We start from the raw sequence: 14,137 nt of genomic DNA, 5'->3' as shown, positions 1-14,137 counted from the left end.
GATCGTGGGCCTGGCCGAAACCAGCGTGCGCGAATCCCGCGAGCGCGTGCGTGCCGCCCTGCTCTGCGCACGCTTCGACTTTCCACAGCGGCGCATCACGTTGAATCTGGCGCCCGCCGACCTGCCAAAGGAAGGCGGGCGCTACGACCTGGCGATTGCCTTGGGCATTCTTGCGGCCAGCGGCCAGGTCGATCCACAGTCGCTGCTTCAATACGAGTTTCTGGGCGAGCTGGGGCTGACCGGCGAGCTGCGGCCGGTGGCCGGTGCACTGCCGGCCGCGATTGCCGCCGCTGAAGCCGGTCGCATCCTGGTGGTACCGCCAGGGAATGCCGCAGAGGCAGCTTTGGCCGAGCACGCCGATGTGCGTGTAGCGCGTACGCTGCTGGAGTGCTGCGCCGGGTTGGGCAATCCGCGCCTATTGCCGCCCGTGGAACGCGTGGACACGACACCGTTGCCACTACCCGATCTGGCCGACGTGCGCGGGCAGGCGCATGCACGACGCGCATTGGAAGTGGCTGCCGCCGGTGGGCACCATCTGTTGTTGATCGGCAGTCCTGGCTGCGGCAAGACACTGCTGGCTTCGCGCCTGCCCAGCCTTTTGCCGGATACCGAAGAAACTGAGGCGCTGCAGCTGGCCGCGATTGCATCGGTGAGTGGCGAAGGACTGGACCCGCGACGGTGGCGGCAGCGGCCCTTTCGGGCACCGCATCACAGTGCCAGTGCGGCGGCGCTGGTGGGTGGGGGCAACCCGCCCTGCCCCGGTGAGATATCACTGGCCCACCATGGAGTCCTCTTCCTTGACGAGCTTCCAGAGTGGAACCGCAGCGCACTGGAAACCCTGCGCGAGCCACTGGAGTCCGGCCACATCCGCATCGCCCGCGCGGCACGCAGCGTGCAGTACCCCGCGCGGTTCCAACTGGTGGCCGCGATGAATCCCTGCCCGTGCGGCTGGGCCGGTGATCGCAGCAATCGTTGCCTGTGCAGCGACGAACGGATCAATCGCTACCGCGCGCGGGTGTCTGGCCCGTTGCTGGACCGCATCGATCTGCATATCGGCGTGACGCGGATGGACGCGGTGGAGCTGCGGGAGAGTACGCCGCTGGGTGAGCCCAGTGCTGCGGTACGCGCACGGGTGGAAGCCGCCCACGCCCGGCAGCAGGCGCGTGGCGCGCTCAATGCGCATCTGCCGCCAGCGGCGCTGCGGGCGTGCACGAAGCTGAGCGAGGCCGATCAGGATCTGTTGGAGCAGGCCATCGAGCGTCTGCAGCTTTCGGCACGTGCGATGCACCGGATTCTGCGGGTGGCGCGCACGATTGCTGATCTGGCGGGTTGCGAAGTGATCCAGACAGCGCATCTGGCTGAGGCTATTGGTTACCGGCAGTTGGACCGGGGAACGGCGCCGTCGCCCTGACGCTCAGCGCTGCGTCGGCTCAGTACACGCGCCTGCCACGTCAGAATGGCCCAGAAACGCCGCCGTGGCCGCTGCAAAGCACTGCGGCGCGGTAAACGCCAGCAGGTGCGCGCCGCGCTCGACGGTGTGGAATCGAACCGATCCCACACGCGACAACCTTTCCGCGTGATCCCTGGCACCCTCATAGGACGTGTTCGGGTCAAGCGTTCCCTGCATCACCAGCGTGCGCGGCAACGCCGCAGGCCGTTTTCCGAACGCGGTATCCTTCGCGTAGGTTGGAACGGGGCTGTCCACCAGCAGGCCTGGAATGGGGCTGACAAACAATGCGTCCTTGGCCTCCGCGTCGACCACGGCCTTGCTCAATCCGGGACGTGCATTGTTCTCAGACGTCGCAATCAACATCACCAACGGCAGCGATGGCTGGTTGTTGCCGCCCTGCCCCATCTGGCGTAGTGCCGTGCTGTGATCTGCCACAGCCTGTCGCAACGAGAACGCATCATCGTGCGCAAGATCGTCCACGATGCCAGGAATGCGGTCGCGCAGCGCCGGGAAGTTCAACAATGCGCCCAGGAAGCGGCGCAGATCCCCTCCGGGCACAGCAGCCTTCCACGAGGCTGTTTCCGATGCCTGCAGCACGCCCTGGTAGTGGGCGATGCCTTCGGCGCCCAGTACCTGCCGGCCCACCGCATCCACCAGTGCCGTGCGTCTGCTCAAGTCCCATGCCTGCGTGTCCTCGAGAGGCACCAGTCCATCGAGGATCATCCCATCCAGCGGCACCGGAGATACCTGCAACGTACGCAACGCCAGCTGCGTGCCGTACGAAACGCCGTACAGGATGACCTCACCCTCGCGGCGGTACCGCGTCAGCAGCCAGGAAACATCCTGCGCAGCTTCGGTAATGGAGAAGGCGGTGGTGCGCGCCATGTCTGCATACATGGCGCCAATACACGGCCCCCACTCGGCTCCAGCCAGTCCAGTACCGTTGGCGCTGTCCGGCGCCTCCTGCACCGGGCAGATGCGCGCCGAGCGGCCGGTGCCACGATGATCGGGGATGACCAGGTCATAGCCGGGGAAGGCCTTCTGGTAGGTCACGATCAGCGGGTACAGCGAGGCACCCGACTCGCCCGGCCCACCGGACAGCAGCCAGACCTCGCCCCGGCGCGTAGTGGACGCCTCGGCCGGAATCCGACGCAGGAACAGGGAAATCGATGGCCCATCGGCTGCGGCATGGTGCAGCGGTACCTGCACGACGGTACACAGGCTACCCTGCAGCTCTGGCGAGGACGATGCGTCCTCACACGGATGGACAACGGCTGCTGGTGCGGACGCAGATGGGGCAGCCGTTGCCATCACGGGCGCCAGGCACAGCAACAACGACGACACCAGCAGACGATGCATCGGGACATCCTTGTCGCGCGGAGTGGAGGCAACGATGGCGCCTCAGTGTGGGCGGCCGTCAGTCCCGGAAGTCATGCGCGCTGCCAGGCATGCGCAGCAGCGGTCACTACAGCGCGCGCACCGCGCGGCCACGCTTCGCCAGCAACGCCACCCGACGGCTGACCAGCGCGTGCAGCTCCGCCAGCTCCGACGCCCGGTCAGCCGTCATGTTCCCGCCAAACAGCACCCGCGACAACGCCGCCTCGTCGCTGTCGTCCGGGTGCTGCCACCGGTCCCGGTACACCTTCTGGCACACCAGCCAGGCCAGCCGCAGCCCCCCACCGGGCAACGGACGGACCACGCGCTCGTAGACGTGCCAGAACTGGTACTCGGCCTCCAGGTCGATCACAGGCGTCACGGACGGCGCCTGCCGGAGCCGTCCCGGGCTCCGGATGTCAAACAACGGTGATCGCGGGTTGTACTGAGCCATGCCGACAGGATGACCCAGCAACATTGTGGGAACCTTGCGCCGCCGCCAGAAAATCCCTGTTGATTGCCCAAGGGGGGGGGGCGGTGGGGTTTAGGGGGCCGCCAAGTGCATCCACGCATGGCGTGGATCTACCTAGAAGGTCATCGAGGTACTGAACATCAGCTGCCGTGGCGCGCTGCGCTGCAGGGTCTGGTAATCCCCCGAGAACGACGAGCCGGCGATGGTGGCGGTGCCGATGTTGTGGCGGTTGAACAGGTTGCTCACGTCCAGCCGCAGCTCCAGGCCGGGCACCGCGCTGTCCGTACCGAAGCGGTAGGCGGCATAGGTATTGACCTGCCAGAACGTCGGCACGCGGATGTCGTTCTCGTAGGTGAAGGGCTGGCGCAGGTAGGAGGTGCTGGTGGCACCAAAACGCCAATCGCCGAAATGCGCCGACAGGTCGCTGACCAGCGAGATCTGCGGGTAACCCGGCTGGGCGTTGCCCTTGATCGGGTAGACCGTCTCGCCCACCACGAAATCGCTGTCGTAGTACGAACGGGCCACGGCCACGCCCTGGTAGAACTGCAGGTGGTCGGTCAGATCGGCGGTGATGCCGAGGTCGGCACCGATCACGTGCATCTTCGGCATCAACCGCACGGTGTTGATCTGTGCGAACTGGGTGCCGATGGCAGCCGACAACAGGCGGTTGCGGATGTCGTTGTAGAACACATCGCCGGTGATCGACAGCCGGTCGAAGCGGTGCGATGCGCCCACGGTAAGGTTCCAGTTCTTTTCCGGACGCAGGGTACCCGCCACGCGGTCGAACTCTTCCTGGTCGGTGATGGTCCACGCCGAGGCGGTGTAACCGATGTTGCCGCGCTGAGCGACGCGATAGCCGTTCATGGTATTGGCCAGGTCGATGAAGGCATCGGTGGATTCGGTGGGGCTCCAGAACAGCGAGACGTGCGGCAGGAAGTTGCTCTTCGCGCGCAGCGTGCCGTTCACCGGCCGGTCCTTGGCATCGCCGAGGCCGCCGCCGCTGGTGCGGAAGTCCACGGCCTTGAAGCCAACCCCCAGCTTCAGCGTGTCGTTCAGCACGATGTCGTCCTGCAGGTAGAACTGGCGCGAGCGCGTCACCCAGCTCGATGCATTGTCGGTCTTGAACGCGGGACCATACACATCGAACGGGCCGGTGGCCTTCAGCGGCGGGCCCTCGCCCAGCAGTGGCTGCTGGTACCACTCGGTCTTGGCCGCGGCCTTGCTCTTCTCCTGCCAGAAGCCGGCAGTGAAGGTGTGCGCGCCGGTCTCGAACTGCAGGTTGAGCATGCCGCCCAGCCGGTTGAGGCGTGGCGTCTGCACCTGTTCGGAGAACGGCGCACCGTTGGGCGATGGCACGGTCGGGTCGGTCAGCGTGGCCTGCGTGTGGCTGTTGGCGTTGTACAGCTGCACGTTGCCGCGCAGCGCCGGTGTGATCTGGAAGCGATGATTGATCGAGGACACGCGGTCGCGGGTGGTCTGGCCCGTGTCGTACGGAATCAGTTCGGACAGCTCGCCGCAGGTGTAGGCGCCGCAGGACTTGTCTGCATTCTCCGGCGAGGCCACGTACCACGCCCACGCATAATCGGGATAGAAGATGTCGGCCTTCCAGCCCAGTTTGCGGATCATGTCGAAGGAGATGTTGTTGTAGCCCCAGACTTTGGCCTTGCTGTCGGACAGGAACACGGTGACATCGCCCCAGGCGACGTCCTGCTGGAGCTTCAGGTCGCCGCGCAGGAAGTTCTGCGTGCCCTCGCCCTGGTACTTGTCGGCAGACACGCGCTGCAGGTCGACCAGTACTTTCGGGCCCTGCTCGCCGAGCTGGCCGCTCTGCCCGGATACGGTGGTGACCAACGTGCTGTTGCTGCCCACGCCCTGCTTCAAGCGCAGGCTGGGCGTGTCCTGCAGGTCACGCAGGCGGTACTCCAGGCTGCCGCCGTTGACGCTGCTGGAGAACACGCTGACCGGTGCGCCACCGGGGCTGACCGTGATCGCGCCGATGCCATCGGGCACGCCCACGTTCACCACGCTGGTGCCGGTAAGCGAGAGGAAGCCGTTGTCGTTCAGCGGCACGCCCTCGAAGGTGATGCCCATTTCATTCATGCGGAAGCCGCGCACGAACAGGCTGGTGGCCGAGATATCCAGGCCCAGCCCGTCGGTGGCGGTGTAGCTGGCGCCCGGCACCTGCTTGAGCATGGCCAAGCCGTTGTTGCCGGTGACCATCGCGTCGAGGTCTTCGGCCTTGATGATGTAGCGGTTGGGACCGACCACCTGGGTCGGTGCCACGGCCGCACCGCGCGGTGTGGCGATGACCTGCAGGGCGTTGAGGGTAGTAGGCGAGTCGTGCGCGGCATCGTGCGTTTCTGCGGCGTACGCAGGTGCGGTGATGGCCGCGATGATGGCCAGGGCGAGGCGCGTCGTGGGTGGGGTGTTCATGGGCAGATCCAGGGTGGAGGGAGAGCGCGGCGCAGGCGCACGCCCAGCGCGTTGCAGCACCGGTGTCGGCGCCCTGGCTGGCGATGCGATTGCGTTGAGGGAGCGACGGCGCAGTACGCGCCGGTCAGCAGACGAAGACGATCATCTGCCGTGGGATTCGATGGGGTGATTTCGACGTGCGAAATTCTTGCATCGCACTGCCGAATTCGCCACCGCGCCGTGGTACAGCGCCGATGGCGATGGGGATGTATTGGCTATACGCAGGTATACATCCAAGTCAGGCTAGATAGCAGTCGTGGACTGCTTCCACTCATCGATCTGAGCCACAACGGCAGCATGCAGCTGGGCGGCATCAATCTCATACGGATGGCGATCCATCTCTTCGTCGCAATACATGTCGGCAGCACAGAAGATGCTGGACAGGCACGTTGAAAGCGCTGCGTCATCCAAAGCCAGCACGTCAAGATCCCGCTCGATCTTCCACAGCTCGATGTAGGACTCGGAGAAGACCTGCGCCGACATCCGCTCGTTGGCAAAGGACTGGGCAAACATCATCAACGTCCAGCTCATGATGTGCTCCGGATCACTGCAGAACGAAGCGCTCAATCGCGCGCGCCACGCCTTCATCGGCGTTGCTGGTGGTTTCAAATCGCGCCACCGCCTTCACCGCATCGATGGCATTGCCCATCGCGACGCTGGTGCCAGCGTACTGCAGCATGGTCAGATCGTTTTCCTGGTCGCCGATGGCCATCACGTTGGCGCGGTCGATGCCCAGATGCTCGGCCAGCTTCTGCAGGCTCGGGCCCTTGCCTGCGCGGTGGTCGAACACTTCCAGGAAGTACGGCGCGCTCTTCAATACCGCGAAGCGCTCGATCAGTTCGCTGGGCAGGCGCGCGATGGCGGCATCCAGCACGTCGGGTTCGTCGATCATCATCAGCTTGATGAAGGACATCGACGGGTCCATGTCTTCCACGCGGCGATACGACAGCGGCATCCGCGAGAGATGCGAATCGGCCACGGTGTAGTAGCTGATGTCCTGGTTGGGCGTGTACATGCGCTGGCTGTCCAGCGCCTGGAAGTGCACGCCCACTTGGCGGGCCACCTGCTCGCAGAACAGGAAATCGTCGAAGCTGAGCGGATACTCGACCACGGTTTCGCGCGTGCCGATGCGCTGCACCAGGCCGCCGTTGCAGGCGATGCAGTAGTCGTCGTTGCCGGTGATGCCGAGCTCGTGCAGGTACGGCGCCAGGCCCGGAACCGGGCGGCCACTGGTCAGCACGATGTGCACGCCCAGCGCGCGCGCCTGCGCGACGGCCTTCCTGGCGCGTGGGGTGAGCTGGTGCGACGGGTCCAGCAGGGTGCCATCCATGTCGATGGCGACCAGTTCGATGGTCGATTGCCTGCGGCCCATGTCCATTGCGTTCAACTCATGCGGGGCACGCCAGTTTACCCCCTCATGCCCGGTTCACCTCTTTGCCCACGTTGGCCGGGATACTGCAGGAGCCTGTGCGTTCCCCACCGCAGGACGGCCCGCTGACCGCCCTTCCCTGGAGAAGCTTGCGACGCATGACCTACCGTGCCCCCGAAACCGACGACAGCGCCCCCCTGGCCCAGCAGATCGAGCAGATGATCGACGAGCTGCCCGGCGACCAGGTGCGCGTCGGCACCCTGCTCAGTGCGCTGGGCGATGAAGGCCTGTTGCTGATCGTGATCCTGCTCTCGGCCATCTTCATCATCCCGGTGTCGATTCCCGGGCTGAGTACGGTGTTTGGTGCCTCGATCCTGCTGATCGGCCTGAGCCGGGTGCGCAACCGCCCGCTGTGGGTGCCGCAGAAGCTGGCGCGCCGCGAGATCGCCACCGACAAGCTGAAGGCCAACCTCGGCCGTGCGCTGAAATGGGTGCACCGCATGGAGCGGCTGTCACGGCCGATGCGGCTGGCGGTGATGGTGCGCTCGAAGAAGATGATGCGCCTGAACAACCTGATGCTGGTGTTCGCGACCTTGCTGCTGATGGCGCCGGCCGGGCCGATTCCCTTCAGCAACACGCTGCCGGCATTGGCGCTGATGTCCTTTGCGATCGGCTTCATCCAGCGCGATGGTGCGGCGGTGGCTGCCGGTTATGGTTTCGTGGTGGCCACGGTGGTGTATTTCGGCGTGCTGCTGGGTGGCATGGGGTTTGCCGCCGAGTCGGTGTTCAGCGGGTTCCGAGCACGCTGAACCCGGTGGCAGAACCGGCAGGGCGGAGTCGACAGAGTAGAGTCGACTGCCCTTCGCTGCTTACCGGGGAAGCACGCGCTGCGCGCGCGAGTCGACTGACAGTCGACTCTACCGGATGTTCTTCGGCCATGGCTCGACGCTACACAGCTACTTGGCCGACACCCGCCACACCACGTCGCCCACGTCATCAGCCACCAGCAGCGCGCCTTCGGCGTCCATTGCCATGCCCACCGGCGCACCCATCAGCGTCTTCTCGTCCTTCGAAGCGAAGCCGCTGACCACGGTCTGCGGCCGCCCGGTCGGCTTGCCGTCCTTGAACGGTACGTAGACCACTTCGTAACCACTCAGCGGCGAGCGGTCCCAGCTGCCGTGTTCGCCGATGAAGGCGCCGCCGTGGTACTGCACCGGCAATGCCTGGCCGGTGTAGAACAACAGGCCCAGCGGTGCCACGTGCGAGCCGATGGCGTAGTCCGGTGTGATCGCCTTGGCCACCAGGTCCGGCCGCTGCGGCTGCACGCGCTCGTCCACGTGCTGGCCGTAGTAGCTGTAGGGCCAGCCGTAGAAGCCATCCTCCTTCACCGAAGTGAGGTAGTCCGGCACCAGGTCGGCACCGATTTCGTCGCGTTCGTTCGCCACCGCCCACAACGTGCCAGTGCTCGGCTCCCAGTCCAGGCCGGTCGGGTTGCGGATGCCCGACGCAAAGATGCGGCTGCCACGGGTGGCTACGTCCACTTCCAGCACCACTGCGCGGCGGTACTCGACGGCCAGACCATTTTCGGTGATGTTGCTGTTGGAGCCCACGCCCACGTACAGCTTGCGGCCATCGCGGCTGGCCAGCAGTTCCTTGGTCCAGTGGTGGTTGATGGTGCTGGGCAGGTCGGTGAACTCGCGGCCCTTGTCGGACATGCGGGTTTCGCCGGGCACGTAGTGGTACTGCACGATGTTGCCGGTGTTGGCCACGTACAGCGTGTCGCCGATCAGCTGGATGCCGAACGGCGAATGCAGGCCTTCGATGTAGACATGCTGGGTCCAGGTGTTCGTTCCCGGCGTGCGGCGCAGCAGGGTGACCCGGTTGCCGCCCTTGCCGGCCTTGCCCGAGCGCGCCTTCACCTTGCCGGCGATCCACTGCTTTGGCGTGGTGACCGGTTCTTCGCCGGGGCCGTTGCCTTCCACCACCAGTACATCGCCGTTGGGCAGGGTCAGCAGCCGCCGCGGATGCTGCAGGTTGGCGGCGATGCGCTCGATCTTCAGGCCTTCGGCCACCGTGGGGGTCTGTCCATCAGCCCAGCCGACGCCCTTGGGCACCTGCATCGGCGGCATCAGGAAGTTGGCCGGCTTGGGCAGCGGCGGCTGCGGGCCCGACTGGTCGGCCGGATGGTACTCGGCCTTGCCGGCGCAGGCCGACAGGGCAGCGGCCAATGCCAAGGCGGCGACGGTGGGCAGGATGTGCTTAGCCATGACGACCTCCCTGCAGCACCGGCGGCTGCAGTGACAGCAGGATCAGGCCCAGCGCGATCAGGGCCACGGTCAGCGCCGACAGGATCGTGCCCGGCACTGCAACGGCATACGCATCGCGGCTGTGCACGAAGGCGTTCCAGATGGCCAGCACCACCGCGACCAGGTTGAGGAAGAAGTCGATGCGGTCGATACGGGTGGCCGTGCCGTTGCGGCGCCAGACCGCGAACAGGTTGATCAGGCGCGGAAGGATGGCGATCAGCAGGCCGAAGGTGATCAGCCAGGCGGCGGCCTTGCCCCACATCACCTCGGCGCTGTTGAGGTAGATCGCGTCGAAGATCAGTGCACCGACGAAGAAGCCGAAGGGTATCGGGTTCAACAGGCTGAACAGCGTGGTGCCGAGGCCGCGATGGGCCTGGGCCAGAGGGTTGACCATCATCGTGCTCCGATGCGGAAGGGTGCACGGGCTGTAGTAACACAGCGCGATGTGAGGGCGCGCGATGATACCCGGCGGGGCTGCCACACCCACCGCGCAGGCACCCCGCTACGCGGATTCGTCCTCGCGCACCTCGTGGAAGGGCAGCATCGTCTCGAAGCCGAATTCGTGTTCCATGCTGGTGCGGACCAGGCCGCCGATGGCGTAGCGGCTGGTGTTGGCATGCACGTCTATGCCACCGAGCCGCCACTCGGTGCGCAGATGCAGCGTCTCTGCGCGGCGCATGACGATCCGTTCCTCCTGCAGCAGCGCGCGTCGGTGCCTCTTCATCAACAGCCGCAGCGGTTTCACCGTGGTGATGCCGAATGCGGCCAGCTCGGGCAGCAACTCGGCGATATCGGCATCGTCGCCATAGTCGTGGCTGCGCGTATGCACGGACAGCACCACCTTGCGGATGGCGGCAACCGAGAGCGGGGTCTGGTCTGCGCGCGCACGTGCACGCTGGCGTCCATTCTTCATGCGTGTCTTCATCTGCATGTGATTACCACGTTTCCGGCCCTCGAAGCAGACGCGCGAAGATGGCGTGAAGGCATTCGAATGCCCTGTCATAACCTGACGTACTAAGCGTTTGTGACGCAATTGGCACATTCGCAGATTGTTTGTGTGAAGAGGTAGGGGGTTGTTCGTTGTGTCGCGTTTGGCTCGTTGCGATGGGGCAGTTCCGCCCCGCCGTCCTGCCATGCCGATTCACAACAGAAGGATTCGTGTATGAAGCGACACACGCAACGCTCCGCGCCACCGCGCTCTGCGCGCCTGGCCCTCGCCACTGCCCTGGTGCTGGGCAGCCTGGCCGCCACCGCCCAGGCCCAACAGGCCGATCCGTTGGCGGGTATCCAGTGGCACCTGCTCAACACCGGTCAGACGGTCCCGGCCGGCACACTGCCAGTGGCCGGCAACGATCTGAACGTGGATGGCCTGTTCCGCAATGGCATCCGTGGCCAGGGCGTCACCATCGCCATCGTCGACGATGGCCTGCAGATCGCCCACCCAGACCTGGCGGCCAACGTGGCCGCGGTGGCCGGCAAGAACTTCACCAATGGCTCGAACAACCCCACCCCGACGAACCCGGATGTCGACAACCACGGCACCATGGTCGGTGGCATCGCCGGTGCGGTGGGCGCCAACAACCTGGGCGTGCGCGGTGTGGCCCCGGCGGCGACGCTGAAGGGCTTCAACCCGATTTCGCGCTCAGCCCTGGGCAACCAGCAGAGCAACATCGAGTACGCCTGGTGGGACGGCGCGGAGTCGGCCGACGTGCAGGTGTTCAACAACAGCTGGGGCGCCGGCCCGGGCAATCCGAACCTGCCGTTGGCGTACAGCGAAAACACGATTCGTTCGTATGAGCAAGCCCTGTCGGGTACGCGCGGTGGCCGCGGCGGCATCTACGTGAAGTCGGCCGGCAACAACTTCAACAATGCCTCGATCAGCCAGACCCAGGATGTCTGCACCGCCGACACCAAGAACCGCAACACCGGCTGCGTGCCGGCTGGCCGCGACCCGCGCAACAACCTGTTCAACGTCATCACCGTAGGCGCGGTGCGCGCCGATGGCGTGCGCTCGTCGTATTCCTCCACCGGCTCGGCGCTGTGGGTGTCGGCCTTTGGTGGCGAGTACGGCCTGCAGGCGCAGTACGCGCCCGGCCTGGTGGCACGCGCCTACGACCCGGCCATCGTCACTACCGACGTGACCGGGTGCGCGCAGGGCAGCAACAAGAACACCAACCGCCAGAACACGCTGGACAGCAACCTGTCGGCCATCGACAACACCTGCAACTACACCGCCAAGATGAACGGCACGTCCGCGTCGGCACCGATGGTGTCGGGCGTGGCGGCACTGGTGCTGGAAGCCAATCCGAACCTGTCCTATCGCGATGTGAAGTACATCCTGGCCACCACCGCCACCCGCAACCACCCGAACCAGCCGGCGGTGACACTGGCCGACGGGCGCACGCTGGTGCCGGGCTGGACGGTGAATGCTGCCGGCCGTGCCTACAGCAACTGGTATGGCTTCGGCGTGGTCAACGCTGCACGTGCAGTGCAGGTGGCCGAGAACTTCCAGTCGCTCGGTGCGCTGGTCGACAGCGGCTGGCGCAACACCACGCGTACCGTGGCCATCGGCAACACCTCGGCTGCCGCCGCACGCCTGACCTTCCAGTTGGCCAACGGCGCGCGCAACATCGAAAGCGTGCAGCTGGGCTTCCGGGTCAACCACCGCAACACGCGCCAGCTGCAGTTCGTGCTGGTGTCGCCCAGCGGCACCCGCAGCGTGGTGCAACCGGCGTTCACCGCGATCGGTTCGGGCACGGGTGGCGCGCAGAGCAACTTCACCAGCTGGGACCTGCTGTCCAGCAATGCCTTCCTGGATGAAAATGCCAGCGGCACCTGGACGCTGGAAGTGACCGACATGGGGCAGGCCGCGACCGCAGCTTCGCGCGGCAACCTCGAATTCTTCAAGATCCGCGTTCTGGGGCACTGATGATGAAAACCACCATTCTGTTGAGCACGCTCGCCTTCGCGGCGATGACCTCCCCTGCCTGGGCACAGAGCTCGGGGCAGACCCCTCCAGCCAGGACCCTGTCGACCGTGGATGCGCAGGAACTGAAGGCGTCCGCTACCGGCCGCTCGTTCGATGTGGGCGGCACGCGCTTCCAGCTGTCTCCCTCGACCACCGTGAAGCAGGCCAGCGGCGGTCAGTTCACGATCACCCCGCAGGCGGCGGCGACCACCAGTTCGCGTACCAAGCGTTCGCTGGATGGCGCAGCCGCCGCGCCTGCTGATGCCGGTGCCGGCAAGTTCGCGGCGGCGGTCTCCCGCGACGGAGCGCCGGTGGTGGCGACCTCGCGGGTCAAGGTGTTCTTCACCGATGCGGCATCGGCCCAGCGCGCGGCTACGGCCACCGGTGGCACCGTGGTGAAGGTGTCGAAGGCTTCGGGCCAGGCCATCGTGGAGTATCCGTCGGTGAACGCGGCACTGGATGCGACCACCAGGCTGCTGTCCACCGCCGGTATCCGCGCCACCGAGCCGGACGTGGTGCAGTGGGAAGAGACCAAGTAAGGCGTTGAGCGGTGCCCCGGCCGGCTGGCTCTCCTGGCCGGCCGGGGATTGGTGTGGGGGTGTGCCGGCCAACGGTCGGCACCCACGTGTCGACCAAGGTCGACACCTACCGGGGCAGCGGGCGCGACGAACAGCCGGCATCAGCCGCGCATGGCCTGGGATTACCGGGCGGCGAGTGTGTCGCTGTGCTTGCGGCTGCAGCTGGCCAGTGCGTCGTTGCCGGCGGCGGGATGAGCGGGCTCCAGCAGCAGGCGCTGCACGTCGGAAAACAGCTTGTCCACCGGCATGCCATAGGGCGCGAACAGGCGCAGGCGGCCCTGGCGGTCGAACACGTAGCCACCGGCAATGTGGCTCATGGTGTAGGTATCCGGTACCTGGCCGGGCTCCTTCTCGTAGAACGCCTTGAAGTCGCTGGCCATCGCCGCCAGCTGTGCTTCGTTGCCGACCAGCGCGATTGCATTAGGGTCGAACGCTTCCACATAGGTGCGCGCGACCTCGGGCGTGTCGCGGGCCGGGTCGACGCTGACGAACACTACCTGCAGCTGATCGGCATCCTTGCCCATCAGGTGCTTGACCTGGCCCAGCTCGACCATCGTGGTCGGGCACACGTCCGGGCAGCTGGTGAAGCCGAAGAACAGATAGGTCACCTGCCCCTGCAGGTCCTTCGGGCCACGCACGGTGCCGTGGCTGTCGGGCATCGACCACTGCTGGCCCAGTTCTTCGCAGGCGATGTCCTTGGAGTAGAAGTCCATGCGCGACTGCGCACTGCAGCCGGCCAGCAGGCCGAGCAGCAGGCCTGCGGCCAGCCGCAGGCCACATTGGGGGAACGCGATGCCTTTCACGGTTCGCAGGCTCAGTTGATCATCATGTGGTAGTGCATGCTCCAGATGATCCACACCGACAGCGCGACGATGATGAACAGGATCACCAGGGTGAACACGAAGCTGGCCAGGTTCCAGCCGCCTTCGGACTTGCGGTCCATGTGCAGGAAATAGATCAGCTGCACCAGGATCTGCGCCACCGCGAAGCCGACCAGCAGGAACAGCGTGAGCGGCCGCGACAGCACCGGGTTCATCACCAGTGCGAACGGCACCACGGTCAGCAGCGCGCACAGCACGAAGCCGATCAGGTAGGACTTGGTGGAGCCGTGCGCATTGCCGGCGCGCGAAGTTTCGACGTGGGCCATG

At 65.8% G+C, this 14,137-nt stretch carries 14 protein-coding genes; 4 read left to right on the top strand and 10 right to left on the bottom strand.

Features of this window, described 5'->3' with window-relative positions; all coding sequences use genetic code 11:
- The coding region (locus AC5P9P_RS19910) for a YifB family Mg chelatase-like AAA ATPase (protein WP_495202133.1) at positions 1-1,411 on the top strand (1,411 nt) is incomplete at its 5' end.
- 3 nt (positions 1,412-1,414) lie between these two features.
- Here the strand turns inward: AC5P9P_RS19910 and AC5P9P_RS19905 are convergent.
- The 5 genes from AC5P9P_RS19905 to yidA form a co-directional block, all read right to left on the bottom strand.
- Positions 1,415-2,809 carry an alpha/beta hydrolase gene (locus tag AC5P9P_RS19905; RefSeq protein ID WP_049432266.1) on the bottom strand — a complete coding sequence of 465 codons (1,395 nt, stop codon included), beginning with the start codon at positions 2,807-2,809 and terminating at the stop codon, positions 1,415-1,417.
- A 106-nt stretch (positions 2,810-2,915) separates the two neighbouring features.
- The gene (locus tag AC5P9P_RS19900) at positions 2,916-3,302 is read right to left on the bottom strand and encodes a hypothetical protein (protein ID WP_049404437.1); all 387 of its coding nucleotides are present in this window, start codon (positions 3,300-3,302) and stop codon (positions 2,916-2,918) included.
- A 108-nt stretch (positions 3,303-3,410) separates the two neighbouring features.
- A complete protein-coding gene (locus AC5P9P_RS19895; RefSeq protein ID WP_049404436.1) occupies positions 3,411-5,729 on the bottom strand; it encodes a TonB-dependent receptor in 2,319 nt (772 codons plus the stop codon).
- A gap of 282 nt (positions 5,730-6,011) precedes the next feature.
- Positions 6,012-6,299 carry a colicin immunity domain-containing protein gene (locus AC5P9P_RS19890; RefSeq protein WP_049404433.1) on the bottom strand — a complete coding sequence of 96 codons (288 nt, stop codon included), beginning with the start codon at positions 6,297-6,299 and terminating at the stop codon, positions 6,012-6,014.
- A gap of 13 nt (positions 6,300-6,312) precedes the next feature.
- Entirely contained in the window at positions 6,313-7,146 is an 834-nt protein-coding gene (gene yidA / locus AC5P9P_RS19885; protein WP_495233055.1) for a sugar-phosphatase, read from the bottom strand.
- 149 nt (positions 7,147-7,295) lie between these two features.
- Between yidA and AC5P9P_RS19880 the strand changes: the two genes are divergently transcribed.
- Complete coding sequence (locus AC5P9P_RS19880; RefSeq protein WP_012481491.1) at positions 7,296-7,946, top strand: exopolysaccharide biosynthesis protein; 651 nt, start codon at positions 7,296-7,298, stop codon at positions 7,944-7,946.
- Positions 7,947-8,093: 147 nt separating this feature from the next.
- Here the strand turns inward: AC5P9P_RS19880 and AC5P9P_RS19875 are convergent, their stop codons facing one another.
- The 3 genes from AC5P9P_RS19875 to AC5P9P_RS19865 all read right to left on the bottom strand — a co-directional run bounded on the left by AC5P9P_RS19875 (position 8,094) and on the right by AC5P9P_RS19865 (position 10,356).
- Entirely contained in the window at positions 8,094-9,404 is a 1,311-nt protein-coding gene (locus AC5P9P_RS19875; protein WP_049404428.1) for a PQQ-dependent sugar dehydrogenase, read from the bottom strand.
- A complete protein-coding gene (locus AC5P9P_RS19870; protein ID WP_005411469.1) occupies positions 9,397-9,837 on the bottom strand; it encodes a DUF2231 domain-containing protein in 441 nt (146 codons plus the stop codon). Before AC5P9P_RS19870 ends, AC5P9P_RS19875 begins: the two co-directional genes overlap by 8 nt.
- Before the next feature lie 108 nt (positions 9,838-9,945).
- Positions 9,946-10,356, bottom strand: a complete 411-nt coding sequence (locus tag AC5P9P_RS19865) for a hypothetical protein (RefSeq protein WP_224481904.1) — start codon at positions 10,354-10,356, stop codon at positions 9,946-9,948.
- Between the two features lie 249 nt (positions 10,357-10,605).
- On the opposite strand from AC5P9P_RS19865, the gene AC5P9P_RS19860 reads away from it, so the two are divergent.
- Complete coding sequence (locus AC5P9P_RS19860; RefSeq protein ID WP_495233054.1) at positions 10,606-12,372, top strand: S8 family serine peptidase; 1,767 nt, start codon at positions 10,606-10,608, stop codon at positions 12,370-12,372.
- Positions 12,372-12,950: a hypothetical protein gene (locus AC5P9P_RS19855; RefSeq protein WP_005414757.1), complete on the top strand. Its 579-nt coding sequence runs from the start codon at positions 12,372-12,374 to the stop codon at positions 12,948-12,950. The genes AC5P9P_RS19860 and AC5P9P_RS19855 overlap by 1 nt, the downstream gene beginning before the upstream one ends.
- A gap of 161 nt (positions 12,951-13,111) precedes the next feature.
- Here AC5P9P_RS19855 and AC5P9P_RS19850 read toward each other — a convergent pair whose 3' ends face one another.
- Positions 13,112-13,792 (bottom strand): SCO family protein, encoded by a 681-nt coding sequence (locus AC5P9P_RS19850; protein WP_353949781.1) that lies wholly within the window; start codon positions 13,790-13,792, stop codon positions 13,112-13,114.
- 11 nt (positions 13,793-13,803) lie between these two features.
- Positions 13,804-14,136: a cytochrome o ubiquinol oxidase subunit IV gene (cyoD, locus tag AC5P9P_RS19845; protein WP_495233053.1), complete on the bottom strand. Its 333-nt coding sequence runs from the start codon at positions 14,134-14,136 to the stop codon at positions 13,804-13,806.
- Between the last annotated feature and the right edge of the window lies 1 nt (position 14,137).

This window comes from Stenotrophomonas sp. YJH_SMC_14-1 (assembly GCF_059372275.1).
The sequence above is the reverse complement of the archived record's forward strand: the minus strand, read 5'-3'. Positions and strand labels throughout refer to the sequence as shown.

Excerpts from the sequence above, each read along its gene's own strand:
- AC5P9P_RS19870 (WP_005411469.1), bottom strand. The coding sequence starts at position 9,837 with ATGGTCAACCCTCTGGCCCAGGCCCATCGCGGCCTCGGCACCACGCTG.
- yidA (WP_495233055.1), bottom strand. The coding sequence starts at position 7,146 with ATGGACATGGGCCGCAGGCAATCGACCATCGAACTGGTCGCCATCGAC.
- AC5P9P_RS19875 (WP_049404428.1), bottom strand. The coding sequence starts at position 9,404 with ATGGCTAAGCACATCCTGCCCACCGTCGCCGCCTTGGCATTGGCCGCT.
- AC5P9P_RS19890 (WP_049404433.1), bottom strand. The coding sequence starts at position 6,299 with ATGAGCTGGACGTTGATGATGTTTGCCCAGTCCTTTGCCAACGAGCGG.
- AC5P9P_RS19895 (WP_049404436.1), bottom strand. The coding sequence starts at position 5,729 with ATGAACACCCCACCCACGACGCGCCTCGCCCTGGCCATCATCGCGGCC.
- cyoD (WP_495233053.1), bottom strand. The coding sequence starts at position 14,136 with ATGGCCCACGTCGAAACTTCGCGCGCCGGCAATGCGCACGGCTCCACC.
- AC5P9P_RS19880 (WP_012481491.1), top strand. The coding sequence starts at position 7,296 with ATGACCTACCGTGCCCCCGAAACCGACGACAGCGCCCCCCTGGCCCAG.
- AC5P9P_RS19865 (WP_224481904.1), bottom strand. The coding sequence starts at position 10,356 with ATGAAGAATGGACGCCAGCGTGCACGTGCGCGCGCAGACCAGACCCCG.
- AC5P9P_RS19855 (WP_005414757.1), top strand. The coding sequence starts at position 12,372 with ATGATGAAAACCACCATTCTGTTGAGCACGCTCGCCTTCGCGGCGATG.
- AC5P9P_RS19900 (WP_049404437.1), bottom strand. The coding sequence starts at position 3,302 with ATGTTGCTGGGTCATCCTGTCGGCATGGCTCAGTACAACCCGCGATCA.
- AC5P9P_RS19905 (WP_049432266.1), bottom strand. The coding sequence starts at position 2,809 with ATGCATCGTCTGCTGGTGTCGTCGTTGTTGCTGTGCCTGGCGCCCGTG.
- AC5P9P_RS19860 (WP_495233054.1), top strand. The coding sequence starts at position 10,606 with ATGAAGCGACACACGCAACGCTCCGCGCCACCGCGCTCTGCGCGCCTG.